We start from the raw sequence: 25,151 nt of genomic DNA on the forward strand, positions 1-25,151 counted from the left end.
GTCTGCTCTTTGTCCCGCGTCTCTTGGGGCGACGCGGGAGCGCTGATATAGCCGCGTCGCCGCCGGCGCTCAAGCGGAATCTTTCGAAGCCGCCATTTTTTCGGGGTGGGCGCTCACTCCTTCGGCGCACTCCGGACACGCCGGACGCTACGCCCTTCACCCTTTCGCGCGGGGAGGGCGCGGTTGCTATCTTCATCTTGCCCCAAGGGCGTGTGCCTCCCTGTTTTGCACCTCAAGAGCCCGCCGTTCGTCAGGACGGCGGGCCGCTTTCTGGTCCGGGGGCGGCACTCCCCCTACAGAGGGAAACGCTCGTCCTCAGCGCCGGTCATGGCTTCCGCGGTCTTCGCCTGTTTCGCCATGGCCCGCTCCAGAACGCGCCGGAGCTGGCGCGGCGTCACCGGTTTGCGGACCACCTCCAGCCCGTGCGCCGCGGCGTCCGTCTCGCATTCCGGGCCGGCTTCCCCGGTCAGGATCATGGCCGGAACGTCCCGGCCGGCCATGGCGCGGACGCGCCTCACCGCCTCCGTTCCGACACGTCCTTCGCGCAGGCGGTAATCGACCAGCATCACATCGGGCATGCGCCCGTCCGCCTGGACCTTCGTCACGGCCTCGTCGGTGGAACCGGCGATCAGGACCTCGTAGCCCCATTCGCGGAACATGTCGCGCAGCCCCAGCAGGACGATGGCGTCGTCGTCCACCAGCAGGGCGCGCGGCGCCTCGCTCCCGCCGGTGAAGGCGGACGGGATCAGCGGCGCCGGCGCCGGCGGCGCCTCCGCCTCCGCCAGCGGAACGGTGATGGCGAAGACGGAGCCGCGGTCCGGCTGTGATTTCACCTCCACGGGGTGATCGAGGATCGCCGACAGCCGCTGCACGATGGCGAGGCCGAGACCGAGACCGCGCGCCCGGTCGCGCTCCGGGTTGTTGAGCTGGTGGAACTCCGCGAAGATCCGGGTCAGCTGGTCGGGCGGGATGCCGATCCCGGTGTCGCTGACCTCGATCCGCACCTGGCCACCCTGTGCTCCATCGCCCCGTGCTTTGTCGCCCCGTGCTCCATCGCCCTTTGTCCGGCCCCCCTGCACATGGACGGCGATCTGCACCGCACCGCGCTCCGTGTACTTGACGGCGTTCTCCAGCAGGTTGCGCACCATGCGGCCCAGCAGCACACGGTCGCTGAGCACCGTTGCCGCCCGGTCCTGCACGATGCGGAAGGCCAGTTTCTTGCTTTCCAGGATCGGTGCATAGGAGGCGGCGATCTCGTCCAGCAGGCTGTTCAGGGGGAATGGCTCCACGCGCGGATCGACCGCCCCGGCGTCCAGCCGCGACACGTCCAGCAGGCTGTCCAGCAGCCCCTTCAGCGTGTCCAGGCCGCGCTCCAGCATTTCCAGGCTGCGCTGCCCCTGCTCGTCATGGATGAACCGGTGCAGGATGCCGGTGAACAGGAACATGGACTGCATCGGCTGGCGCAGGTCATGGCTGGCCGCGGCGAGGAACTTCGATTTGGCGCGGTTGGCCTCGTCGGCCTCGTCCTTGGCGCGCTGGAGCGCCAGTTCCATCGCCTTGCGCTCCCCGACGTCGCGCAGCGTGCAGATCGCCAGGGTCATCCGGCCATCGACGCCGCGGACCGGGATGGCGCTGACCGCCAGGGTCATGGTGGTGCCGTCGGGCCGGGTGTAGGGCATGTCCTCCTGCTCCACCGTCTCGCCGTGCCGCAGGGCGCGGGACAGCGGGCAGCGTCCGTCGCCGAAGCAGGCGCCGACGTTGCAGGCCCCCGCGCCGTCGCAGCCGCAGCCGGCGACGGGCGGCGGCGGACCGCCGAGCAGGCGGAGCGCCGTGTCGTTGACCTTGACGATCCGGCCGGACGGCGCCTCGGCCACCAGCAGCCCGGAGGGCAGATGATCCAGGATGGCCGTCAGCAGACGGCGCTCCGCCTCCAGTTGCCGGGTCAGGAGCGTGCGCTCGTCCTCCAGGCGCCGGCGCTCCGTCGCGTCCCGGAAATAGAGGGCAAGGCCCTTGCGCGATGGGAAGGCGCGGACGGCGAACCAGACGCCGCTGCGCGGCCCTTGCGTCTCGAACTCCACCGCCTCGCGATGTTCCATGGCTTGTTGAAGGGTGCGCCCGGACTCGCCGGCCATCAGTTCCGCGAAGGCTTGACGTCCGTTCCGGCCCACGACGCTTCCGGAATCGGGCAGCAGGGCCCGCGCCCGTTCGTTGACGAAGACCACCCGCCAGGACCGGTCGAGTTCGGCCACGGCGTCCGTCGTGCTCTCCAGGACCGACGCCTTTTCGACCACCGTCTCCAGCATGCGTTCCCGCACGCGCAGGAACTGCCGCATGCCCCAGGCCGCCCCCAGGCAGGTGAGCAGAAGCACCCCGCCGAACAGCGCCAGTGAAAAGGCCATGGCGTCGTGGACCGGGCGCAGGGCCGCGTCACGGTCGATCCCGATGGCGATCATCGATTCGCTGGTGCCGGTGTCCAAGGGGGCGGAGGCCACCATCCGCTCCGCTCCGCCGGAGTCGAAGACGGCCACCGACCGTGCCCCCCGCGCCGCGCGCATGGCCTGGAGCATGGCGGTGGGCAGGGGCTGCCCGATGGCATCGGGCGCCTCCGGCAGGCGCGCCACCACGTGGCCCTGGCGGTCGGCGATCACCATCTCCATCCCCGGCGGCAAGGGGCGATGACCCAGATTCTCCTCCAGCCAACGGGCGTCGAGAAGCACCGTGACCACGCCGCCCGGAGGGGCGCCCGGCGTGCCGTCCGGGGCCGGATAGGCCAGCCGGAAGGGCAGGATGGGGCGCAGGTTGGGGTCGCGCAGGCCGTACTCGCCGGTCGTCAGGGCGCCGGTGGCCAGCGCGCTCTGGAAGGTGCGGATGCCGCCGAGATCGATGCCCAGCGAGACCGGGTCGGTCGCGCACCACACGCGGCCCTGCCGGTCGGCCACCTCCACCGACAGATAGGCGGGGTAGCGGGCGCGCAGCCGGTCCATGGTCTGCTGACAGGACGGCGACCCGGCCTGCGGCACGCCGGATTCGACGATCGTGGCCAGCACCTGCCGCGCCTCCGCGGCGATGCGCTGTTGCTCGGCGTCCAGAAGGTCGAGGAGGCGCAGGGTGTCGTTGCGCACCTCGCTCACCCGATCCTGCCGCAGGCTATGCTGCGTCATGAACTGGAGCGCCGCGAGCGGCACCACGGCGGCCACAATCAAAAGAAACAGACGCAGATAATGAGGCATCGCCAAGGAAATCTGATGAAGGAGGACGGCCACCCTCGCGTCCGGACAGGCCGAATCGTCGCGGGTGGCAGCCGGAACCGGGCCGTCTGCGGTGGGTGTTCTTCAAACTCCACGGGGCGTTCATGCCACATAGGGGCGCAGATGCAACGATTAACGGCCCGGATAACTCCATTTTGCTTCGGCGCCGGGGCGGTTCTCACCGGCCAGCCGACCACGGCGCGCCACCGCCGGATCGGATAAGGCGGCCTCGACCATCGACGCTTCGGTCGTGACCGCAGGCGCCGCTTCTCCCAAAGCCATTCCCGCCGGCCGTCGAGCGTCCGCACCATGCATCGCAAGCGCGGCCGACGTAACCGATCCGAGCAATCCAGGGTCCCGGTCACAACGAATCATTTTCATGGCGTCGCTCGCATTCCGGTAATATTTCTCGATTGTAATGGGCGCCCCCGCCACCGTCTTTCCGCGCGAGCCGACCATGCCGTGGAGCCACAGCCCCTCCTACCGAGCCATCATCCTGCTGCGCCGGCACAGCCGGGAGTGCCGCGGACTTGAAACGCGCGAGTATCTGGTCGCCGTGGAGCGCAGAATGGTCGAACTCATCGATCTGGAGCGGCGGGAGCCCCCCGACGGGATCGCGTCATCGCTTCATCAGGCGGCGGAGTGACCTCGGCATTCGTCATGTTTCAGAACGGTAACGTCGTAAGCCGCTCCTGAAACACAACCGACACAGATCGGTGTTAAAGGCCAAAGTGTCTTTCATTGACACGAGGCCGCCGCGTTCATGGCTCTCCGGACCGAAATGGCCGGCAACGGTTCCGCCGACGGAAGGGAAGGCTGCGACGTCACCCTTTGCACCGTGCCCGCCGAATCCATTCACAGTCGCATCCGGCGCGTTCACCAGCGCGCCACGGCCATGCTGAGCGATGCGTTGACCAACTTCAACCTGACGGCGCCGCAGTGGGCGGCGTTGGCCGCGCTTCACCAGCACGGGCCGATGTCGCAGATCGACCTGGGCCGCAGCATCGCGATGGACCCCGCCACCATGCAGGGGGTGGTGGTGCGGCTGATCGCCCGCGGTTATCTCCTGCGCAACCCCGACAGCCTGGACCGCCGCCGCAACCTCGTCAGCCTGGCCGACAGCGGGCGGCGGGTGGTCGAGACGGCAGGGCCGGCCATCGCGCGGGCGGAGGCCGAACTGACCGGGCGCCTGTCCGCGGATGAACGGAGCCGGCTGGCCGAACTGCTGGCACGGCTGTGCGTGTGAGGTTTGGCGCGTCCCCGGCGTTCCGGTCGAAACGGTGGGAGAGGCCAATGGTCCGGATTAGCCCGAGTTATGCACATTCGGCTGAACGGCGTCCTTGACTCTGCAAATGTTGCTTTTTTGTTTTTCCCGACTCGTTTGGAACCGTTAAAACCCACAAAAGCCGGGCACTTCCGCGCCCTCAGGGGTGCCTGAAAATTAGGCAATTTGGTCGGGGCCGCGGATTCACGGCCATGCTCACAGGTTGCTCCCGGATTCGCTCACAGAGTTACCCACAGCTTCTGGGGATATCCCGATATTGCGGATAGAGTTGCCCGCATCGGCCCCCGCCTCAACCGATCACCCGCCACTGGCCGTCCGGGTCCAGGCAGGCGGTTCCGACCAGCGTTGCGGGGCGGCCGCCGACCAGGCCGGGCATCTGGAAATCGCGGCAGGAGCGGCCCCCGGGGCCCAGATAGGTGGGGGAGGTTTGGGTGGCCAAGGGCGCCGCCGGAACCGGCTGTGGGACCGGCACATAGACCACGGGCGGCGGCGGCGCATAGAGGGGTGGCGGAAAGCCGAAAGCCAGCGGCAGTGAAATGCTGAAGCCGAAGAAATTTCCTCCATGCCAGCCGCCGGCGGACACGGGGGCCGGAGTCATCAGAAGCACGGGCAGGAGCAGGGCGCACAGCCGCGCCGAAGCCGGGAAGGGGTTCATCGGGCACCTCCGCCGCGGCGCGGGACGGGGCGCCGCCATAAGTAAAGATGGGCACGAAAAAGGCGCCGTCGAGGCGGCGCCTTTTCCACGTTCGGCAAAGCCTGACTCCTGCGCGGGGCGTCACATCGCCGTGCGGACGGCCTCGGCCCCGTTGCGCGTGTCGGCGGCGCGGGCCGGGGTGGTCGTGGAGGAGGACTGGGCGGGCGCCGGGGCCGGCTGCGGGGCGGCAGCCGGGGTCGGACGGACGGGCTTCGGCTCCACCCGGCGCGGGGCCGAGACGGTGCCGGCGGCGGCGGGCGCCTGGCTGGCCGACGGAGCGGAGGAGCTGGTCGGCACGTCGTCGTAGATGCCCGGATGCACCCGCACGGTGCCGTCCGCCTCCACCGTGGAGGTCCAGTAGACGAAGCGGACCGGCACGGCGTTGGGCAGGGAGATCGTCTTGGTCTTGCCGCTGTCCAGCTGCCGCTCGATCGCCGCGGAGTCGAGCTTGGCGGGGCGCAGCAGGGTTTCCGCCACCATCCGGGCGTCGGCCAGCCGCACGCAGCCGGAGCTGGCGGCGCGCAGGTCGCGCTCGAACAGCCGCGGGTCGTTGGTGCCGTGCAGGAAGATGCCGTCGCCGTTGGTCAGGTTGAAGCGGAAGCGGCCGAGGGCGTTGTCGTCGCCGGGCTTCTGGACGATGCGGATGCGCTCCGGCGTGACCTGCCACCAGTTGATGCTTTCCGGCACCACCTCGACCCCGTCCAGATAGACGACGGCGTCCTTGATGCCGGTGTTCCCCTTCTTGCGCAGCACCGGCAGCTTGTCCTCGACCAGAACGGTCGGCGGCACGGTCCAGGTCGGGTTGATCGTCACGCTGGTGACGCGGTCCTGGAGCAGCGGGGTCTGGCGCGACGGGCGGCCGACCACGGCGCGCATGGTGAAGTTCAGCTTGCCGCGCTCGATGTAGGACACGGTCTGGCTGGGCAGGTTGACCAGGATCACCGTGTCCGGAACCGACGCCTGGAAGGCGCGCATCGACGCGGTGGCGCCGCGCATCAGCTTGGCGGCCTCCTTGGGCGTGCGGTCGAGCGCCTGGCGCGTGACCTCGCCGACCTTGCCGTCCTGCATCAGCCCTTCGGAGAGCTGGAAGGCGCGGACGGCGGTCTCAAGGTTGTCGTCAAAGGTCTCCGTCCACTGCTCCTGGTTCAGGAAGCCCAGCTCGATCAGCCGGGTGGACAGGCGGCCGACGCGGTCGGCGGTGCGCGCCCGCACCTGGATGGTCAGGGCCGGGGGCGGGGGCAGCACCTCCACCACCGTTCCGGGCGTCGCCGTCCCGCCGAGCGCGTTGCCGGGCGTCGCCGACGGGTCGGCCTGCGGGATCGGTTCGGCGGGGGGAGTCACGACGACCGTCGGCACCGTTCCGGCGGCGGGGGCGGTGCCCTCCGGCACGTCGGACGGGCGCATGGGGCCGGGCGCCACCACATCGACCATGCCGCCGTCGCCCTTCTTCAGGACGGAGCCATAACCGACGCGCGTTTGCTGCACGCGGGGCATGGCCTCCAGTTCGGCGGCGCGCTGGTCGATCCGCGCGATCCAGGTTCCCACGACATCCCGGCCCGTGGAGGTGCCCGAAGCGGTGGACGGCGCGGCCTGCGCGGGCAGGGCGAGCAGCCCGGCCAGCAGGCACGCGGCGACCCTCGCTCCGAGGGCGGGCCGGGCGCAGGTGCGAATGGTCGTCAGCATAATCGAAGCATCCCACGCGGCGATGAACAGACGGCTAACGAAAGGCTCTGTCCATACGTGAGGTCGCACGGACGACACGCGGGAACCAGCGCCCTTTCGGCATAAGACATCTGACGCCCGCGGCGGCAAGGCACAAGTGACATCGCGCCGGATGATGCTTCTGTGCCACAATGTGCACAGCAGAGTTGCCGCTGCGACACAGGCAATGGCGAAGCCGTGTGTGATCGAATGGTAAATGGCGCCGCTCGCGCCGGGACCGCAAAATCACACAAGGCGGCAGAGATTCGACACATTTTTTGTTAACCGCTTTCAGGGTACAGGAGGCGACCATCTCTCCATCCGGTCGCCATCATGCCGCGTTCGCCGTACGGTTTCGTCCTGCCGCTGCTTCTGTCCCTGGCCGTCGCCACGCCTGTCGCCGTCAACCCTGCGGACGCCCTCGCCAAGGCGGCCCAGGAGACGGTGCACAAGCAGGCGCCCAAGCCCACCGCCAAGACGGCCGCCAAGGCTGCGCCCCAGAAGGCCGCAGCGTCCAAGACGGCGGCGAAGCCCGCCGCCGTGCGGACCGTGCACAAGGCCGCCGTCCACAAGTCGGCCACCCACAAGGCCGCCGTCCGCAAGGCCGCCGCGCACCGCACGGGCAAGGCGCGCCGCGCCGGACGCGTCGCCGCCGGGGCCGCCGCCGGCACCGTGGCGGGTGCCGCCGTCTTCCGCCCGGTCCACGCCTATGTGCTGATGGACGCGCAGTCGGGCCGCGTGCTCGATTCGGAGAACGCCGACACGCTGACCTACCCGGCGTCGCTGACCAAGATGATGACCCTGCTCCTGACCTTCGAGGCGCTGGAGCGGGGCACGCTGCGGCTGGACCAGGAACTGCCGGTGTCGCGCCACGCCACCAACCAGAAGCCGTCGCGCCTGAACCTCGCCGTCGGCTCGACCATCCGGGTGGAGGACGCGATCCTCGCCCTGACCGTGAAGTCGGCCAACGACGTCGCCGTCGTGCTCGCCGAAGCGCTGGGCGGCAGCGAGGAGCAGTTCGCCGAGATGATGACCGCGAAGGCGCAGGCGCTGGGCATGACCAGCACCACCTTCCGCAACGCCTCCGGCCTGCCGCACAAGGAGCAGCGCACCACCGCCCGCGACATGGCCCGCCTGTCGCGCGCCATCGTGTCCCGCCCGGCGCGGGAATACGCCTACTTCTCGCGCACGCGCTTCGACTGGAACGGCACGGTGGTCCCCGGCCACAACCGGCTGCTCGGCCGGGTCGAAGGCTACGACGGCATCAAGACGGGCTTCATCAACCTCAGCGGCTTCAACCTCGCCGGCAGCGCCAGCCGCAACGGCCAGCGTCTGGTCGCCGTCGTGCTGGGCGGCACCACCGCCGCCTCCCGCGACCGCGAGGTCGCCGAACTGCTGGAGCAGGGCTTCGGTTCCGCGCCGCCCAAGCAGACGGTGGCCGTCACCGACGTGAAGGCCGTCCGCTAAAGCGAACTTCCGTTCGCTTTAGACTCATATCGCCTCATTCGCCGGCGGGCTCCGGTCGCATGTGCGACCGGGACCGCCGGCGCGGTCCAAAGCGGATTGCAATCCGCTTTAAAGCGAACTTCCGTTCGCTTTAGACACACATCGCCTCACTTGCCGGCGGGCTTCGGCCGCATGTGCGACCGGGACCGCCGTCGCGGTCCAAAGCGGATTGCAATCCGCTTTAAGCGCTTCTCACGGGTCCGCCGGCCGCTTGCGGTCGGCGTGGCCCAGGGGTTTGTCCGGGGCGATGTGGTCGCGCACCCGTTGCTTCAGTTCGGTGATGTCGGGGAAGCGGCCCTCCTCCTTGCGCGACCAGACCACCGCCGCGCCGTGCCGCACCTCGAAGATGCCCCCCGTGCCGGGCATCAGCGTGACGCCGCCCAGTTCCTCCTCGAAGGTGGTCAGAAGCTCCTGCGCCATCCAGGCGGCGCGCAGCATCCAGCGGCACTGGCGGCAATACTCGATCTGAAGGGTGGGCCGGTCGGGGGCTTCGCTGGTCACGTCCGCGCTCCTGTCGCTTGGGTGTGTTCGTAAGGGTGCTGCCGAACGGCTTGTCTTCCAAGCCCTTCGCGCGACTCCGTTCGAAGGAGGGGCGTTGATGCCTCCCCACAGAGCGGTATCGCCAAAGACGCTTTGCTTCGCGCGCCCCTCCGGCGCTCTTCTGGAGTCGGGCAATGAGGTGGAGCATGCCGGTACACACCGCGAAGCGCTTGTGGCACCAGGAAAAGGGCTGCGGATTCTGCATGCGGTCGGAAACCGGTGCCCTGTGGTGCCGTGGCCTGTGCCGCGACATCTCGCTGGCCGAGCTGGTCCACCGCGTCCATGCGGTCCGCGACAACGCCATGCGGCTGGAAGTCTCCACCCTGCTGGTGACCAAACCGGCGCCCCTGCGCGCCGTGCCCGGCGACGAGGACGTCCCCGCCGCCCGCGCCGCCCAGCTCCGCGGTGCCGCGGTGGACAGCATGGTGCGCAGCCTGTACTGCCTGCGCACGAGCGCCACCGCGGTGGCGCGCTCGGCCGACCGGCTGGAAGCCACCCGCAACGCGCTGGGCCTCGGCAAAGAGGAAACGGAGGCCGCCGCCCCCTCATCCGCAGGCCGTCCCCTTTCCCTGAGCCGTCTCAATCGGGTATGACGCTGAGCACCGTCCGGAACGGCCGCCGTCACGCAGCTGTCATGGTTCTGGCGTAAACAAGGGCCTTCGTTCGCATACCGGGGCATTCCAGACGGGGCTCCGGACCGGCGGAGACGACCAGAGAGGGAAACGGGAGACATGAAGGCCAAGCGCACACACCTCGCCGCGGCGTTCGCGGCCATCAGGACGACCATCGCCGCCGCCGCCGGCGCGCTTCTGCTGGCCTTGCCCGCCCAGGCCGCCGCCCAGACCACCACCGGCAAGCCGGCCGGCAAGCTGGTGGTGTACACCTCGCAGCTCGAAGCCGACGCGAAGCAGACGGTGGACGCCTTCAAGGCGAAGAACCCCGGCGTCGAGGTCGAATGGGTCCGCAGCGGCACGACCGAGCTGATGAACAAGCTGCGCGCCGAGATCGCCGCGGGCAGCCCGCAGGCCGACCTGCTGCTGATCGCCGACGCCGTGACCATGGAGTCGCTGAAGGCGGAAAAGCGGCTGCTGGCCTACAAGGACGCGCCGGTCCAGGGCTACCGCCCCGGCACCCACGATCCGGACGGCACTTGGTTCGCCACCAAGCTGATCACCACCGGCATCGCCTACAACACGGCGGCGCCGATGAAACCCTCCTCCTGGCTCGACCTGCTGAAGCCGGAGGCCAAGGGCACCACCGTGATGCCCAGCCCCCTCTATTCCGGCGCCGCCGCCATCCACATGGCGGCCGTGAAGGAGCAGCCGGACCTTGGCATGGCCTTCTACGAGAAGCTCCAGGCCAACGGCGCCACCGCGGCCAAGGGCAACGGCGGCATCCTGAAGTCGGTGGCCAGCGGCGAGAAGCTGTACGGCGTCATCGTCGATTACCTGCCGATCCGCGAGCAGGCCAAGGGCGCCCCCGTCGCCTTCGTCTTCCCCAAGGAGGGCGTCAGCGCGGTGACCGAGCCGGTCGCCATCCTGAACACCAGCAAGAATCCCGACGCTGCCAAGGCCTTCATCGCCTTCCTTCTGAGCAAGGAGGGGCAGGAGCTGGCCTCCCGCCAGGGCTTCCTGCCGGCGCTGCCGGGGGTGGCGCCGCCGGCCGGCTTCCCGGACACCTCCTTCATTTCGCTGATGCCCTATGACCCGGCCAAGGCGCTGAAGGACGACGAGGCCAACAAGAAGGACTTCGCCGACCTGTTCGGCGGCTAAGAATGAGTCTTGCCACTTTCAGCGACCGGCGGCCTTTCCACGCCGCCGGTCGTTTTTCCGTTTCCGGGGCGCCGCTGCTGTTCGCGCTGGCCGGGCTGATCGTCCTGCTGCCGATCCTGCGGCTGGTGTGGGAGGTCGCCGGGCCGATGGCGGCGGGCGACCTGACGGCGATGACCCGCGTCCTGACGTCCAAGATGACGTGGCGCGCCACCGGGAACAGCGTCGCCATCGCGGCGGGGGCCACGGTCGTGGCGGCGGCGCTCGGCGTGCCCTTCGCGCTGCTTTGCGGCATGACCGACCTGAGGGGCAAGACGGCGCTGGCCTTCTGCCTGATTCTGCCGCTGATGATCCCGCCACAGATCGTGGCCTTGTCCTGGATCCACCTCGCCGGGTCGGGAAGCCCGCTGCTGAAGCCGCTGGGCCTCGCCCCGGCGCCGGGCACGCCGAACCCGGTCTATTCCTCCGCCGGGATGATCCTGGTGATGGGGATCGAGCACGCGCCGCTGGTCTTCCTGGCCCTGCGCGCCGCCTTGCGTGCCGTGCCGCGCGATCTGGTCGAGGCGGCGCAGGCGGCGGGCGCCCGGCGCGGGCGGGTGCTGCGCACCATCGTCCTGCCGCTCAGCCTGCCGGGGCTGGCCGCCGGGCTGGCCCTGTCCTTCGTCGCCGCGCTGGGCAATTTCGGGGTTCCGGCGCTGCTCGGCATTCCGGCGGGGATTCCGGTGCTGCCGACCCTGATCTACCGGCGGCTGGCCGGCTTCGGCCCGTCCGTCCTGCCGGAGGTCGCGGTGCTGGCCGTGCTGATCGGCGCCATCGCCTGCGTCGGCATCGCCGCGCAGATGGTGCTCCAGGCGCGGGTGGACGCGCGGGTGATCGGCGGCTCGGCGCCCGCGGCGGTTCTGCGGCTGGGCCGGGCGCGGCGCCCGCTGGAAATCCTCTGCTGGGCCGTGGTGGCGCTGATCCTAGCGGCGCCGCTGGCGGCGCTGGCCTCGACCAGCCTGATCCGCGTCTACGGCCTGCCGCTGGGGCCGGAGACGGCGACGCTGGGCCATTACGCGACGGTGCTGGGGCTCGATCAGGTGGGCCGGGCCTTCACCAACTCCTTCGTGCTGTCGGCGGCGGCGGCGCTGCTGCTGACCCTGCTGGCGATCCCGCTGGCCCACGCCATGGCCGGTCCTGGGAAGGGCGGGCGGCTGGTCCGCGCCGTCGGCGTGCTGATCGAGCTGCCGCACGCGGTGCCCGGCGTGGTGCTGGCCATCGGCTGCATCCTGGTCTTCCTGAAGCCGCTGCCGCTGCTGGGTGTCAGCCTCTACGGCACGCTGGGGATCATCCTGGCGGCCTATCTGGCGCGCTTCCTGTCGCTGGCCCTGCGCCCGGCCCAGGCCGCCTGCGCCGCGCTGGACCCGGCGATGGAGGAAGCGGCGCGCGCCTGCGGCGCCGGGCCGCTGCGCCGCCTGCGCACCATCGTGGCACCGCTGGTGGCGCCCGCGGCGGCGGCGGGCGGAGTGCTGGTGTTCCTGACCGCCTTCAACGAGCTGACCGTGTCGATCCTGCTGTGGTCGCAGGGACGGGAGACGCTGGGCGTCGTCGTCTACGCGCTGGAGGAGGGCGGCAGCCCGACGCTGGCCGCCGCGCTCAGCGTGGTGACGATTGCCGTGGTCGTGGCGGTGCTGCTGGCGGTCGGCTGGCTGGGGCGGCGGCTGCCGGCGGGGATCATTCCCTGGCGGGGGTGAGACGTTGCTGAGACGGCCCCCCCTCCCGACCTCCCCCCGCTTTGCAGGGGGAGGAGATAAAGCCCTCCCCTGCGGGAGCGGGGGAGGGTTGGGTGGGGGCCCGGTTCCCGAACTCCCTCACGCCCCCTCCGGCACCACCCATCCGTCGCGAACAGCGAGGCGCAGCGCCTCCCCCGGCGCGACCTGCGCGTCGCCGGACACCCGCAGCAGCAGGCGCACCCCCGGCGCGGCCTGCGGTTCGGCCTCCACCAGGACGAAGCCGCCCTTGTAGGCGGCGCGCACCACGGTCGCGGTGATGGGGCCGTCCGCCGCCGGCTCCAGATCCTCGGGCCGCAGGCAGACCAGCGCCGGCCCCTCCGGCTGGTCGGCGCGGCAACGGACCAGCGCCTCCGCTCCGAACAGGCGCACCCGCGCCCGGCCGTCCGCGACCGGACCCGTCACCACGCCGTCCACCACCGCGCCCTGGCCGACGAAGCCGGCGACCATGCGCGTCGCCGGTTCCCGGTAGAGCGTGCGGGGTGCCGCCACCTGGGCCAGCCGCCCGCGGTCGAGCACAGCGATGCGCGTCGCCAGCGCCATGGCCTCGGCCTGATCGTGGGTGACGTAGACCATGGTGGCGCCGGTCTTGGCGTGGAAGTCGGCGAACTCCTCCTCCATCGCCGCGCGCAGATGGACGTCGAGGTTGGCGAGCGGCTCGTCCAGCAGCACCAGCTCCGGGCTCATCACGAGGCAGCGGGCCAGGGCCACGCGCTGGCGCTGGCCGCCGGACAGCTCGGCGGGGTGGCGCGCGTCGAAGCCCGAAAGCCCCACCGTGTCGAGCGCGGCGCGCACCCGCTGCTCCCGCTCCGCGCGGGGAACGCGGGCGGTCTCCAGAGGATAAGCGACGTTGCCGGCCACCGTCATGTGCGGCCACAGCGCGTAGGACTGGAAGACGAGGCCGATCCGCCGCTCCTCCGGCGGGACGTGGGTGGCGGGGCCGGACAGGGTGCGCCCGCCGACCGTGATGCGCCCGCCGTCCAGCCGCTCGAAGCCGGCGACCATGCGCAGCAGCGTGCTTTTCCCGCAGCCCGACGGGCCGAGCAGGGCGAGGAACTCCCCCGCCGCCACATCGATGGTCACGCCGTCCACCGCGGGCGCGGGCGTCCCGGCATAATGGCGGGAGGCGTCGTCGATCAGGAGAGCGGGCGTCTGAGTGGTCATGGCACCGGAAGTCGCGCTATTCAGGAAGGCGGCGAGGGATAGGCACAGTGCGGAACGGGGGCGCGATGTCAAGTGACGCTGCTATGACGGGGGCGATGACGGGGGGTGGACGGAAGGTCCGGCTGCGCGCCCTGTCGGGTCTGGGCAACAAGGGGCCGGCCTGCTTCCTGGCGATGGTCGGCGGGGCGCGGCTGCTGCTCGACCTCGGCGAAGGGCCAGACGCCGGGCGCCTGCCGCCGCTGAGCGGGGCGGGGCGGGTGGACGCCATCCTGGTCACCCACACCCACGGCGACCATGCCGGCGCCCTGGGCCTGCGCCATCGGGTCGGCAGCCCGCCGGTCTACGCCACGCCGCTGGCCGCCCGCCTCCTGCCGCCGACCGTCTCGGCCCTGCCGCTGCCGGTCCGCGGAACGGTGGAGATCCAGGGCGTGCCGGTGACCACCGGGCGGTCCGGCCACGCGCCGGGCGGCGTGTGGATCCACCTGGGCACGGAGGACGGCGGGATTCTCTACATGGGCGACCATTCCGACGAATCGGCCCTGTTCCCCTTCGACCCGCCGCCCCCGGCGCGGCGGGTGATCCTCGACGCCTCCTACGGGCTGGACGACACCCCGCAGGCGGAGCGGCTGGCCGCGCTGGAGCCCTTCCTGCACGCGGGCGGCGCGCTGTTCCCGGTGGCGGCGGACGGGCGCGGGCCGGAGATGGCCCTGTGGGCGCTGGACCATGGCGTCGTCCCGGCCATCGACGACGCCCACCGCGCCGCCATCGCCCATCTGCTGGCGGAGGCCGACACCGCCCTGCGTCCCGGCGCGGAGGAGCGCCTGCGCCGGCTGCTCGACCGCGCCAAGGCGCCGGGCGATCCGCGCGACGTGACCTTCGCCGCCGGTCCCAACGCCACCAGCGGCACCGCCGCGGAGCTGGTGGAGCGCTGGGCCGGGCTGGGCGGGGCGGAGTCAAGTGGACCGGAGATCGTCTTCACCGGCTACCTTGCCGAGGGCACGCCGTCGCGGACCCTGGTCGACGCGGGGCGCGCGCGGTACCTGCGCTGGAACGTCCATCCGACGCTGCGCCAGTTGACGGCGCTGGTGGCCGCGACGGGGGCGGAGCGGGTTCTGCCCGCCTTCGGCGACATCCGACACAAGGAGGGTTGGCGGGCCGCCTTCGCCCCGGCCACTCTGGAGGGGCTGGACGGTCCGGAGGGCTGAGCGCGAGAGGATCGCGGCCGGCATCCTGTTGGCATGGCTTGTCCCTTTGCCGACGGATGTTCAACGGACTCTCATGGGCACCTTCGAGTTGCTGTCCCTCCTGCTGACCCTGGCGGCGCTGTTCAGCTTCGCCAGCCGCGGGCTGCTCGGCCTGCCGGCGACGGCGGGGGTGTTCCTGTTGGCCTTCGGCTTCGCCTTCGCGACGGCGGTGGTCGGGACGCTGGTGCCGGCCATCGACATCCGCGCCTGGGAGGAGCGTCTGGTGACCAGCGCCCACCTGCCCGAAGCGCTGCTGGAAGGGGTGCTGGCCTTCCTGCTGTTCGCCGGGGCGGTGGAGCAGGACAGCGGAACGCTGTGGCGGCGGCGCTGGGCGGTGGCGCTGCTGGCGACGCTGGGCGTCGTGGTCTCGACCGCCGTCATGGGCACCGGCATGTGGCTGGTCTTCGACGCCATGGGCCAGCCGGTGCCGCTGATCTGGTGTCTGGTGCTGGGGGCGGCGCTGGCACCGACCGACCCGGTGGCGGTGCTGGCCGTGCTGCGCAAGGCGCCGCTGCCGGAAGGGCTGCGCACCGCCATCGCTGGGGAGAGCCTGTTCAACGACGGCATGGGGGTGGTGCTGTTCGCCCTCCTGCTCGGGCTGGCCACCGGGACCGACACCGATGTGACGGTGCTGGGCGTCGCCTGGGACATCGTGAAGGAGGCTGGCGGCGGCGTCCTGCTGGGGCTGGCGACCGGCTCGATCGCCTTCTGGGCGAAGAGCCGGGCGGACGACCCGGCGGTGGAGCTGTCGGTCTCGCTGGCCCTGGCGGCGGCGACCTACAGCCTCGCCCAGCGGCTCGGCCTGTCCGGCCCCATCGCGGTCGTGGTGGCGGGGCTGCTGATCGGGAACACCGCCAAGCACCACGTCTCGTCGGAGCGGACGGGCTTCATCATGAAGGCCTTCTGGGCGATGGTCGACGCGATCCTGAACGCCATCCTGTTCATGCTCGTCGGGCTGGAGGCCGCGCTGGTGCTGTCCTGGCAGGCGCCGGTGATGGTCGCGGCCTTCCTGGCGCCTCTGCTGGCGCTGGTGGCCCGGCTGGCGAGCGTTCTGCCCGTGGTCGCCATCCATCTGCGCAGCCAGCGCAAGGCGGCGGCCACCGCCATTCTGACCTGGGGCGGGGTGCGCGGCGGCATCGCGGTGGCGCTGGTGCTGTCGCTGCCCGGCAACCCGCACCGCGACCTGCTGCTGGTCGCCTGCTACGCTGTGGTCGCCTTCACCATCATCGTGCAGAGCCTGACGCTCGGTCGGCTGGCCCGTCGCCTGTTCCCCGATGGCTGACGGATTGTCCCGCGCAGGACAGGGATGCGCAGAACGGCCTTTCCTGTGGAAAGCATCCCATTATCTACTGCGTTCAATCAGGCAATCGCCTTTATCAACGTTTTATTTTTGTTGTTTTGGAGTGTCGGAATGACGGACACGACTCTGGGCCGGGCGGCGGGTTCGACCACGCTGCTGCCGGGGATCGACTGGCGGGTGGTCGCCGTGGCTCTGCTCGCCCTGGTGGGCGGCGGCCTGTGGATCGGCGACGCCGTGTCGGGGCGGCAGGCGGCGCTTTATCTGGTGGGCGGCGCCATGGGCCTCGTGCTCTACCACGCGCTGTTCGGCTTCACCTCCGCCTTCCGCGTCTTCATCGCGGACCGGCGCGGGGCGGGGCTGCGGGCGCAGATGGTCATGCTCGCCGTGGCCTGCGCGCTGTTCTTCCCGGTGCTGGCGGCGGGCACACTGTTCGGCACGCCGGTGAAGGGGCTGGTGTCGCCGGTCGGCCTGTCGGTGGTGGCCGGCGCCTTCCTGTTCGGGATCGGCATGCAACTCGGCGGCGGCTGCGCCTCGGGCACGCTGTTCACGGTGGGCGGCGGCAGCACGCGGATGGTCGTGACGCTCGCCTTCTTCATCGTCGGCTCGGTGCTGGGGGCCTATCACCTGCCCTGGTGGCAGGCGCAATGGACCGCCGCCCCGGTGTCGGTCGTCGCGGCCTGGGGCTGGCCGGTGGCGCTGGCGGTCAACCTCGCCATCTTCGCCGCGGTCTACGCCGGCACCCTCGCGCTGGAGAAGCGGCGCCACGGGCGCCTGATCGAAGGCGCTCCAGCCAGGACCGAAGGGCTGCGGCGCTTCCTGCGCGGTCCATGGCCGCTGGTCTGGGGCGCGGTCGCCCTGGCCGTGCTGAACTTCGCGACGCTGGCGCTGGCCGGGCGTCCGTGGGGCATCACCTCGGCCTTCGCGCTGTGGGGCAGCAAGGGGCTGGCCGCGCTCGGCGTGGACGTCGCCTCCTGGCCCTTCTGGCAGGCGCCGGCCCAGGCCAGGGCGTTGCAGGACAGCGTGCTGGCCGACGTCACCTCGGTGATGGATTTCGGCATCATCCTGGGCGCGCTGCTCGCCGCCGGTCTGGCCGGCAAGTTCGCCCCGGTGTGGAAGCTGCCGCTGCGGTCGCTGGTGGCGGCGGTGGTCGGCGGGCTTCTGCTCGGCTACGGCTCGCGCCTCGCCTATGGCTGCAACATCGGCGCCTATTTCAGCGGCATCGCCTCGGGCAGCCTGCACGGCTGGGTGTGGATCGTCGCGGCGCTGGCCGGCAATTACCTGGGCACCGCCCTGCGCCCGTTCTTCGGCTTGGAGGTCGAGCGCACGCCGCGTCCGACCGCTTGCTGAACGACCGACTGCTGAGCGGTCAACGATACTCCGGCCGCCGGGCCAGCCCTTCCTTCAGATGCTGGATCAGCAGCCGGACCTTGGGCGACAGGTGGCGCTGCGGCGGGTAGACGGCCCAGACGGCGGTGTTGGGCGGGCGGTGGGCTTCCAATAGGGAGACCAGCCGGCCCGCCGTCAGATGCTCCACCACATAGTAGTCGGGCAGCTGGCACAGACCGAAGCCGCGCAGCGCGGCGTCCAGCACCGCCGTGCCGCTGTTGCAGCGCCAGCGCCCCTGCGGCCGGAACAGCCACTCGGGCCCGCCATCCTCCAGCGACCCCGCGTCGAAGGTCCAGCCGTCCGCCGTGCCGGTCAGGCAGTCGTGCTCGGCGAGGTCGGCAAGCCGGCGCGGCGTTCCGCGGCGCTCCAGATAGGACGGGGCGGCGCACAGATGCATGACCCGCGGCGCGATCCGCGTGGCGACGAGGCTGGAATCCATCAGCCGCCCCAGCCGCACCGCGAGGTCCACCCCCTCATGCACCAGATCCAGCCGGCGGTTGGTCAGCTCGATCTCGACGCGGAGCTGCGGGTGGCGCTCCAAAAAATCGTTGACCAGCGGGACCACGAACCGCTCGCCGTAGGCCACCGCGCAGGTCAGGCGCAGCAGGCCCTTGGGTTCCGCCTGGAGATCGCTGACGGCGAGCAGCGCCTCGTCCCGCTCCTCGATCAGGCGGCGGCACTGGGTGAGCAGGGAGCGGCCCGCCTCGGTCAGCGTCACGCTGCGGGTGGTGCGGTAGAACAGGCGGGCCTGCAAGCGGTCCTCCAGCCGCGCCACCTGCCGGCTGACCTGCGAGGAGGAGATGCGCAGCCGCTCCGCCGCGCGGGAGAAGCCGCCGCACTCGGCGACCGCCACGAACTCGTCGATGCCATCCCAGCGGCTCACCCGTCAAACCTCCAATTCCGCGCCGATTATCCCCATACGGCAACAATCCTCTCCAACATTGCAGCGTTGTCAACGCGCGCGGAATGCTAACGTCGATCATCAAAGAAACGCGAACGCATGGAGACGGTGGGATGGTGAAGTCACGCGCGGCGGTGGCCTGGGAAGCGAAGCGCCCCCTGGAGATTGAAGAGGTCGAGGTCGCGGCGCCCAAGCAGGGCGAGGTTCTGGTGCGCATCGTCGCCACCGGCGTCTGCCACACCGACGCCTACACCCTGTCGGGCATGGATTCGGAGGGCGTGTTCCCGGCGATCCTGGGCCATGAGGGCGCCGGCATCGTCGAGGAGGTCGGGCCGGGCGTCACCTCCGTCCAGGTGGGCGACCATGTCATCCCGCTCTACACGCCGGAATGCGGCAAGTGCAAATTCTGCCTGTCTGGCAAGACCAACCTCTGTCAGGCGATCCGCACCACCCAGGGCAAGGGACTGATGCCGGACGGCACCAGCCGCTTCACGGCGAAGGGCCAGCCGGTGTTCCACTACATGGGCACCTCCACCTTCTCCGAATACACGGTGCTGCCGGAGATCGCGGTCGCCAAGATCAACAAGGCGGCGCCGCTGGAGAAGGTCTGCCTGCTCGGCTGCGGCGTGACCACCGGCATGGGCGCGGTGCGCAACACCGCGAAGGTCGAGCCGGGCTCGACGGTCGCCATCTTCGGGCTGGGCGGCATCGGCCTGTCGGCGATCATCGGCGCCGTCATGGCGAAGGCGTCGCGCATCATCGGCATCGACATCAACCCCGACAAGTTCGAGATCGCCAAGCAGCTCGGCGCCACCGACGTGGTGAACCCGAAGGACTACGACCGCCCTATCCAGGAGGTTCTGGTCGAGATGACCGACGGTGGCGTCGATTACAGCTTCGAGTGCATCGGCAACGTGAAGGTGATGCGCGCGGCGCTGGAATGCTGCCACAAGGGCTGGGGCGAGTCGGTGATCATCGGCGTCGCCGGGGCCGGGGAGGAGATCAGCACCCGCCCGTTCCAGCTCGTCACCGGGCGCGTCTGGCGCGGCTCCGCCTTCGGCGGCGTGCGCGGCCGGTCGGAGCTGCCGGATTACGTGGAGCGCTACCTGAAGGGCGAGTTCGAGCTGGACACCTTCATCACCCACACCATGGGGCTGGAGGACATCAACAAGGCCTTCGACCTGATGCACGAGGGCAAGAGCATCCGTTCCGTCATCCTCTACAACCCGTGAGGACCGGATGGAGTCGCAACTGACCCAGATCGCGGCGAACCGCTGCTTCGGCGGCTGGCACAAGCGCTTCCGGCACCGTTCCGCGGTGCTGGATTGCGACATGGTCTTCGCCGTCTATCTGCCGCCGCAGGCCGAGTCGGGCAGGGTGCCGGTGTTCTACTGGCTGTCCGGCCTGACCTGCACCGACGAGAACTTCATGCAGAAGGCCGGCGCCATGCGGATGGCGGCGGAACTCGGCATCGCCATCGTGGCGCCGGACACCAGCCCGCGCGGCCCCGACGTGCCCGGCGATCCGGACGGCGCCTGGGACTTCGGGCTGGGCGCCGGCTTCTACGTCAACGCGACGCGGGAGCCTTGGGCGAAGCATTATCGCATGCACGACTATGTGGTGCGGGAACTGCCGGCGCTGGTCGAGGCCGAACTGCCGGTGACCGACCGGCGCTCCATCTCCGGACACTCCATGGGCGGGCACGGCGCGCTGGTCTGCGCGCTGCGCAACCCGGGCCGCTACCGCGCCGTGTCGGCCTTCGCGCCGATCGGCAATCCGGCGAGCGTTCCTTGGGGCGAGAAGGCGTTCGAGCGCTTCTTCGGCACCGACTACGCGGCGTGGCTGGAGTGGGACAGCTGCGCCCTGCTGGGCCGCGCCACCGAGAAGCTGCCGATCCTGGTGGACCAGGGCGACGCCGACAGCTTCCTGGAGAAGCAGTTGAAGCCGGAGAACCTGCAGCGGGCGGCGGAGGCGGCAGGCCACCCGCTGACCCTGCGGATGCAGCCGGGCTACGACCACAGCTACTTCTTCATCGCCAGCTTCATCGACGACCATCTGCGCCACCACGCGGCGGCGCTGCTGGCGGACTGACGCGTTCCGTCCGGACATACGGCCCACCCATTCACGGAATGGGCCGTATGTCCGGACCGGTCTCCCATTCGTATCGACAAGCCTCCGACCCAAAGGCATCATTTCGTTACGACGCGAAATAATTGGGAGGTTGTCGTGAAGTTCATGTCCAAGACCCGCCGTCTGGCCTTCGCCGCCGTCGCGGGTGCGGTCGCCATCGGCGCCACCGTCGCCGTGGCGCAGACCCCGGCCTTCTTCCGCATCGGCACGGGCGGCACCGCCGGCACCTACTATCCGGTGGGCGGTCTGATCGCCAACGTCATCTCCGGCACCAACGGCGGCGTCCCCGGTCTGGTGGCGACGGCGGTGGCCTCCAACGGCTCCGTCGCCAACATCAACGCGATCAACGGTGGTTCGTCCGAGTCGGGCTTCTCGCAGTCGGATGTCGCCTACTGGGCCCACACCGGCACCGGCCTGTTCGAGGGCAAGGGCAAGGTCGAGGACCTGCGCGTCATCGCCACGCTCTACCCGGAAACCATCCATCTGGTCGCCCGCAAGGACGCCAACATCAAGTCGGTCGCCGACCTGAAGGGCAAGCGGGTGTCGCTGGACGAGCCGGGCTCGGGCACGCTGGTCGATTCGCGCATCGTGCTCGGCGCCTTCGGCCTGACCGAGAAGGACGTGAAGGCGGAGTATCTGAAGCCGGGTCCGGCGGGCGACCGCCTGCGCGACGGCGCTCTGGACGCCTACTTCTTCGTCGGCGGCTACCCGACCGGCGCCATCTCCGAACTCGCGACCTCGTCGGGCATCTCACTGGTTCCGATCACCGGGCCGGAAATCGACAAGATGCTGGCCCAGTACCAGTTCTTCGCCAAGGACACGGTGCCGGCCAACACCTACAAGGACGTTCCGGAGACGCCGACCATCTCCGTGAACGCCCAGTGGCTGACCAGCGCCAAGCAGCCGGACGACCTCGTCTACAACATCGTCAAGACGCTCTACAACGAGAAGAGCCGCGCCGCGCTCGAGGCCGGCCATGCCAAGGGCAAGCTCGTCACCTTGCAGACGGCGACCAACGGTCTGGGCATCCCGCTGCATCCGGGTGCCGAGAAGTTCTACAAGGAACAGGGCGTCCTGAAGTAAGACGCGCTCTCCTTACATTTTCTCATGCCGCATCCGACCAGCATAGCCCTCTCCCCTCCGCTCACGCGCAAACGTCGTTTGCGCTGACGCGGCAGGCGGACCTTCGGTCCGCCGAAAGCGGGGAGAGGGTGGCCCGAAGGGCCGGTGAGGGGGATGCGCTTTTGCCGAACTTCCCGACACGCGCAACCCCCTCACCCTAACCCTCTCCCCAGAGGGAAGAGGGGAATGGAGCATCCATGACCGATACCCATCGCGATCCGCCATCCAACATCCGGCTGGATTCCGCGTCCATGGAACTCGACGAGGCCAAGGCGCGGGAGTTGGAGGAGAAGTTCGACTCCGAAATCCGCTTCCGGCCGCTGTCGCCGCTGGCGGGGAAGCTGGTCGGCGGGCTGCTGATCATTCTGTCGCTGTTCCATTACTACACCGCCGGCTTCGGCCTGCTGCCGGAGATGGAGCACCGCGGCATCCATCTGTCCTTCGTGCTGGGCCTCGTCTTCCTGGTCTTCCCCTTCACCAAGCGCGGCTACGGCGAGCCGGTGATGGGCACGCTGCTGCGCCCGCTGGGCATCGGCCTTCAGGATTGGGCGCTGGCCATCGGCGCGGTCGTCGCGGTGATGCACGTCCCGCTGATCCCGCTCGACGATCTGGCCTTCCGCGTCGGCAACCCGACCACCACCGACGTCATCCTCGGCTCCATCCTGATCATCGTGCTGCTGGAGGCGACCCGCCGGTCGGTCGGCTGGCCGCTGCCGATCATTTCGCTGATCTTCATGAGCTACGCGATCTGGGGGCCGCAGATGCCCGGGCTGCTGAAGCATCCCGGCGCCACGGTCTCCCAGCTCGTCGACCACCTCTACCTGACGACGCAGGGCGTCTACGGCATCGCGCTCGGCGTGGTGGCGACCTACGTCTTCCATTTCGTGCTGTTCGGCGTCTTCGCCACGCGCATCGGGCTGGGGCAGCTCTTCCTCGACTGCGCGGCCTGGGTGGCCGGGCGCTACGCCGGCGGTCCCGCCAAGGTCGCCATCTTCGGGTCGGCGCTGTTCGGCATGATCTCAGGCTCCTCGGTCGCCAACACGGTGACGGTGGGCTCGCTGACCATCCCGGCGATGAAGCGGCTGGGCTACAAGCCGCATTTCGCCGCCGCCGTGGAATCGACGGCCTCCACCGGCGGGCAGATCACCCCGCCGATCATGGGCGCCGCCGCCTTCCTGATGATCGAGTTCCTGGGGCTGCCCTACACGACCATCATCCTGGCGGCCATCGTCCCCGCCTTCATGCATTTCTTCGGCGTTCTGGTCCAAGTGCATTTCGAGGCCAAGCGCAACGGCCTGCGCGGCCTGCGCCCCGACGAGATGCCGGACCTGAAGGAGGCCTTCCGCCGCGACTGGCCGACGGTCATCCCCCTGGTCGTGCTGATCGGCATCCTGATCGCCGGCTACACGCCCTACATGGCCGCCTTCTGGGGCATCACCCTGTGCATCGCGGTCGGCCTGCTGAACCCGCGCAAGCGCATGACCATCTGGGAGGTTCTCGACGGCCTGCGCGACGGCGCCAAATACGCGCTGGCGGTCGGTGCCGCCGCCGCCACGGTGGGCATCATCGTCGGCGTGGTCACGCTGACCGGGGTGGGCTTCAAGATCTCCTACATCGTCACCTCCACCGCGGGGGACATGGCGGCCTGGGCCGGGGCCTTCCTGCCGGGCTGGCTGGCCGACGCCAAGGGGCTGACGCTGCTGTTCACCCTGATCATGACCGGCGTGGTCTGCATCCTGATGGGCTGCGGCATCCCGACGACCGCCAACTACATCATCATGGCGACCATCGCCGCGCCGGCGCTCGGCCTGCTCGGCGTGGCGCCGATCGTGGCGCATTTCTTCGTCTTCTATTACGGCGTGCTGGCCGACATCACGCCGCCGGTGGCGCTGGCCGCCTACGCGGCGGCGGGCATGGCGGGGGCCGACCCCTTCAAGACCGGCAACACCGCCTTCCGGCTGGGTCTGGCGAAGGCGCTGGTGCCCTTCGTCTTCGTCTTCTCGCCGTCGCTGCTTCTGGTGGCGCCGGGCTTCAACTGGCCGGACTTCTTCATCGCCTTCCTCGGCTGCATCGTCGGCATCGTCTGCCTGGGCGCCACCCTGACCGGCTGGCTGCTGACCCACATGCGGGGGTGGGAGCGGCTGCTGCTCGGCATCGCCGCCATTCTGCTGGTGACGCCGGAGCTGTATTCGTCGCTTCTGGGGCTGGCGCTGATCGTGCCCGTCCTGCTCCGCCAGATGTCGGCCCGCCGCCTGACGCCCGAAGCCGCCTAAAGACAACATCCGCTCTCTTCGAGAGGACCCGACCATGAACATTCCCCATCCCTACCTGATGTTTCTCGGCGACGTTCAGGACCAGCTCGGCGCCAAGACGGCGCAGGGCATCGTGGACTGGCGGCGCGACTGGTGCCTCGGCCAGATCCGGCTGGAGGGCTGCAAGGCCGACCTCGGCATCCCCGACATGACGATCGCGGCGGCGGCGGGGCAGGGCGCCCGCACGCTGGTGGTCGGCGTGGTGAACGCCGGCGGCGTCCTGCCGGAGCATTGGACGAGCGTCATCGTCCAGGCCATCGAGGCCGGCATGGACGTGGCGAGCGGCCTGCACACCCGGCTGGAGAGCATCCCGGCCATCGCCGAGGCGGCGGCGCGCCACGGCCGCCAGCTCTTCAACGTGCGCCATTCCGATCAGCGCTTCGCCACCGGCAAGGGAACCAAGCGTCCGGGGCGGCGGCTGCTGACGGTCGGCACCGACTGCTCGGTCGGCAAGAAATACACGGCGCTGGCCCTGGAGAAGGAGATGCGCGCCCGCGGCATGGACGCGGATTTCCGCGCCACCGGCCAGACCGGCGTCTTCATCTCCGGCCGCGGGGTCGCCATCGACGCGGTGGTGGCCGACTTCATCTCCGGCGCGGTGGAGTGGATCGCCCCGGCCGCCGACCCGACCCATTGGGACCTGATCGAGGGGCAGGGTTCGCTTTACCACCCGTCCTTTGCCGGGGTGTCGCTGGGGCTGCTGCACGGCGCCCAGCCCGACGCCTTCGTCGTCTGCCACGAGCCGACCCGCAGCACCATGCGCGGCGTGCAGCACCCGCTGCCGTCGATCCAGGAGGTCATCGACCTGACGATCCGCTGCGGACGGCTGACCAACCCGGCCATCCGTCCGGTCGGCATCGCCATCAACACCAAGGCCTACGGCGAGGACGAGGCGCGCGCCTGCCTGGAGGCGGCGGCCAAGGCCCACGGCCTTCCGGCCAGTGATCCTATCCGGTTCGGCATAGGCGAAATTGTTGACCGTCTGACGGAAGAATTTGCCACCTCGTAACGTTAATAGGGGATGATCAGGATGACGATGGGCGGTACGGAGCACCACCGCCCATCGTCCTATGAATGATC

At 70.0% G+C, this 25,151-nt stretch carries 21 protein-coding genes; 14 read left to right on the forward strand and 7 right to left on the reverse strand.

Going from position 1 to position 25,151, the window contains the following annotated elements; genetic code table 11:
- Positions 1-293: 293 nt before the first annotated feature.
- Both D3869_RS21625 and D3869_RS21630 read right to left on the reverse strand, forming a co-directional pair.
- On the reverse strand, positions 294-3,161 hold the full coding sequence (locus D3869_RS21625) for a hybrid sensor histidine kinase/response regulator (protein WP_247895831.1): 2,868 nt from the start codon (positions 3,159-3,161) through the stop codon (positions 294-296).
- A gap of 219 nt (positions 3,162-3,380) precedes the next feature.
- Positions 3,381-3,707: a hypothetical protein gene (locus tag D3869_RS21630; protein ID WP_137141846.1), complete on the reverse strand. Its 327-nt coding sequence runs from the start codon at positions 3,705-3,707 to the stop codon at positions 3,381-3,383.
- Between D3869_RS21630 and D3869_RS21635 the strand changes: the two genes are divergently transcribed.
- Entirely contained in the window at positions 3,706-3,894 is a 189-nt protein-coding gene (locus D3869_RS21635) for a hypothetical protein (RefSeq protein WP_137141847.1), read from the forward strand. The two genes, D3869_RS21630 and D3869_RS21635, sit on opposite strands and share 2 nt — an antisense overlap.
- A gap of 117 nt (positions 3,895-4,011) precedes the next feature.
- Complete coding sequence (locus D3869_RS21640) at positions 4,012-4,494, forward strand: MarR family winged helix-turn-helix transcriptional regulator (protein ID WP_137141848.1); 483 nt, start codon at positions 4,012-4,014, stop codon at positions 4,492-4,494.
- Positions 4,495-4,822: 328 nt separating this feature from the next.
- On the opposite strand, the gene D3869_RS21645 is transcribed toward D3869_RS21640, so the two are convergent.
- Entirely contained in the window at positions 4,823-5,188 is a 366-nt protein-coding gene (locus D3869_RS21645; RefSeq protein WP_137141849.1) for a hypothetical protein, read from the reverse strand.
- 120 nt (positions 5,189-5,308) lie between these two features.
- Entirely contained in the window at positions 5,309-6,910 is a 1,602-nt protein-coding gene (locus D3869_RS21650; protein WP_137141850.1) for a L,D-transpeptidase family protein, read from the reverse strand.
- A gap of 351 nt (positions 6,911-7,261) precedes the next feature.
- Here D3869_RS21650 and D3869_RS21655 point away from each other — a divergent pair, with 351 nt between their 5' ends.
- Entirely contained in the window at positions 7,262-8,395 is a 1,134-nt protein-coding gene (locus D3869_RS21655) for a D-alanyl-D-alanine carboxypeptidase family protein (RefSeq protein ID WP_137141851.1), read from the forward strand.
- A 231-nt stretch (positions 8,396-8,626) separates the two neighbouring features.
- Here the strand turns inward: D3869_RS21655 and D3869_RS21660 are convergent, their stop codons facing one another.
- Complete coding sequence (locus tag D3869_RS21660) at positions 8,627-8,935, reverse strand: SelT/SelW/SelH family protein (protein WP_137141852.1); 309 nt, start codon at positions 8,933-8,935, stop codon at positions 8,627-8,629.
- 185 nt (positions 8,936-9,120) lie between these two features.
- Here D3869_RS21660 and D3869_RS21665 point away from each other — a divergent pair, with 185 nt between their 5' ends.
- The 3 genes from D3869_RS21665 to D3869_RS34510 all read left to right on the forward strand — a co-directional run bounded on the left by D3869_RS21665 (position 9,121) and on the right by D3869_RS34510 (position 12,476).
- Positions 9,121-9,567, forward strand: coding sequence for a hypothetical protein (locus tag D3869_RS21665; protein WP_137141853.1), 447 nt, complete (start codon positions 9,121-9,123; stop codon positions 9,565-9,567).
- A 138-nt stretch (positions 9,568-9,705) separates the two neighbouring features.
- On the forward strand, positions 9,706-10,746 hold the full coding sequence (locus tag D3869_RS21670) for an ABC transporter substrate-binding protein (protein WP_137141854.1): 1,041 nt from the start codon (positions 9,706-9,708) through the stop codon (positions 10,744-10,746).
- A gap of 2 nt (positions 10,747-10,748) precedes the next feature.
- A complete protein-coding gene (locus D3869_RS34510; RefSeq protein WP_137141855.1) occupies positions 10,749-12,476 on the forward strand; it encodes an ABC transporter permease in 1,728 nt (575 codons plus the stop codon).
- 117 nt (positions 12,477-12,593) lie between these two features.
- Here the strand turns inward: D3869_RS34510 and D3869_RS21680 are convergent, their stop codons facing one another.
- Positions 12,594-13,676: an ABC transporter ATP-binding protein gene (locus D3869_RS21680; protein WP_137141856.1), complete on the reverse strand. Its 1,083-nt coding sequence runs from the start codon at positions 13,674-13,676 to the stop codon at positions 12,594-12,596.
- Between the two features lie 65 nt (positions 13,677-13,741).
- Here D3869_RS21680 and D3869_RS21685 point away from each other — a divergent pair, with 65 nt between their 5' ends.
- From D3869_RS21685 to D3869_RS21695, 3 genes are all read left to right on the forward strand, one after another.
- Positions 13,742-14,881 carry an MBL fold metallo-hydrolase gene (locus D3869_RS21685; protein WP_247895832.1) on the forward strand — a complete coding sequence of 380 codons (1,140 nt, stop codon included), beginning with the start codon at positions 13,742-13,744 and terminating at the stop codon, positions 14,879-14,881.
- Between the two features lie 73 nt (positions 14,882-14,954).
- Positions 14,955-16,202, forward strand: coding sequence for a cation:proton antiporter (locus tag D3869_RS21690; RefSeq protein WP_137141857.1), 1,248 nt, complete (start codon positions 14,955-14,957; stop codon positions 16,200-16,202).
- A gap of 129 nt (positions 16,203-16,331) precedes the next feature.
- Complete coding sequence (locus tag D3869_RS21695; protein WP_137141858.1) at positions 16,332-17,567, forward strand: YeeE/YedE family protein; 1,236 nt, start codon at positions 16,332-16,334, stop codon at positions 17,565-17,567.
- 19 nt (positions 17,568-17,586) lie between these two features.
- On the opposite strand, the gene D3869_RS21700 is transcribed toward D3869_RS21695, so the two are convergent.
- Positions 17,587-18,489, reverse strand: a complete 903-nt coding sequence (locus tag D3869_RS21700) for a LysR substrate-binding domain-containing protein (protein WP_137141859.1) — start codon at positions 18,487-18,489, stop codon at positions 17,587-17,589.
- Between the two features lie 131 nt (positions 18,490-18,620).
- Here D3869_RS21700 and D3869_RS21705 point away from each other — a divergent pair, with 131 nt between their 5' ends.
- From D3869_RS21705 to dgcN, 5 genes are all read left to right on the forward strand, one after another.
- Complete coding sequence (locus tag D3869_RS21705) at positions 18,621-19,739, forward strand: S-(hydroxymethyl)glutathione dehydrogenase/class III alcohol dehydrogenase (protein WP_137141860.1); 1,119 nt, start codon at positions 18,621-18,623, stop codon at positions 19,737-19,739.
- Positions 19,740-19,746: 7 nt separating this feature from the next.
- Entirely contained in the window at positions 19,747-20,598 is an 852-nt protein-coding gene (fghA, locus tag D3869_RS21710) for an S-formylglutathione hydrolase (protein WP_137141861.1), read from the forward strand.
- Positions 20,599-20,733: 135 nt separating this feature from the next.
- Positions 20,734-21,720: a TAXI family TRAP transporter solute-binding subunit gene (locus D3869_RS21715; RefSeq protein ID WP_137141862.1), complete on the forward strand. Its 987-nt coding sequence runs from the start codon at positions 20,734-20,736 to the stop codon at positions 21,718-21,720.
- 236 nt (positions 21,721-21,956) lie between these two features.
- Positions 21,957-24,032, forward strand: coding sequence for a TRAP transporter permease (locus tag D3869_RS21725; protein ID WP_137141863.1), 2,076 nt, complete (start codon positions 21,957-21,959; stop codon positions 24,030-24,032).
- Between the two features lie 34 nt (positions 24,033-24,066).
- Entirely contained in the window at positions 24,067-25,080 is a 1,014-nt protein-coding gene (gene dgcN, locus D3869_RS21730) for an N-acetyltransferase DgcN (protein ID WP_137141864.1), read from the forward strand.
- Positions 25,081-25,151 lie beyond the last annotated feature (71 nt).

This window comes from Azospirillum brasilense, assembly GCF_005222205.1.
GTDB classification, from domain to species: domain Bacteria; phylum Pseudomonadota; class Alphaproteobacteria; order Azospirillales; family Azospirillaceae; genus Azospirillum; species Azospirillum brasilense_G.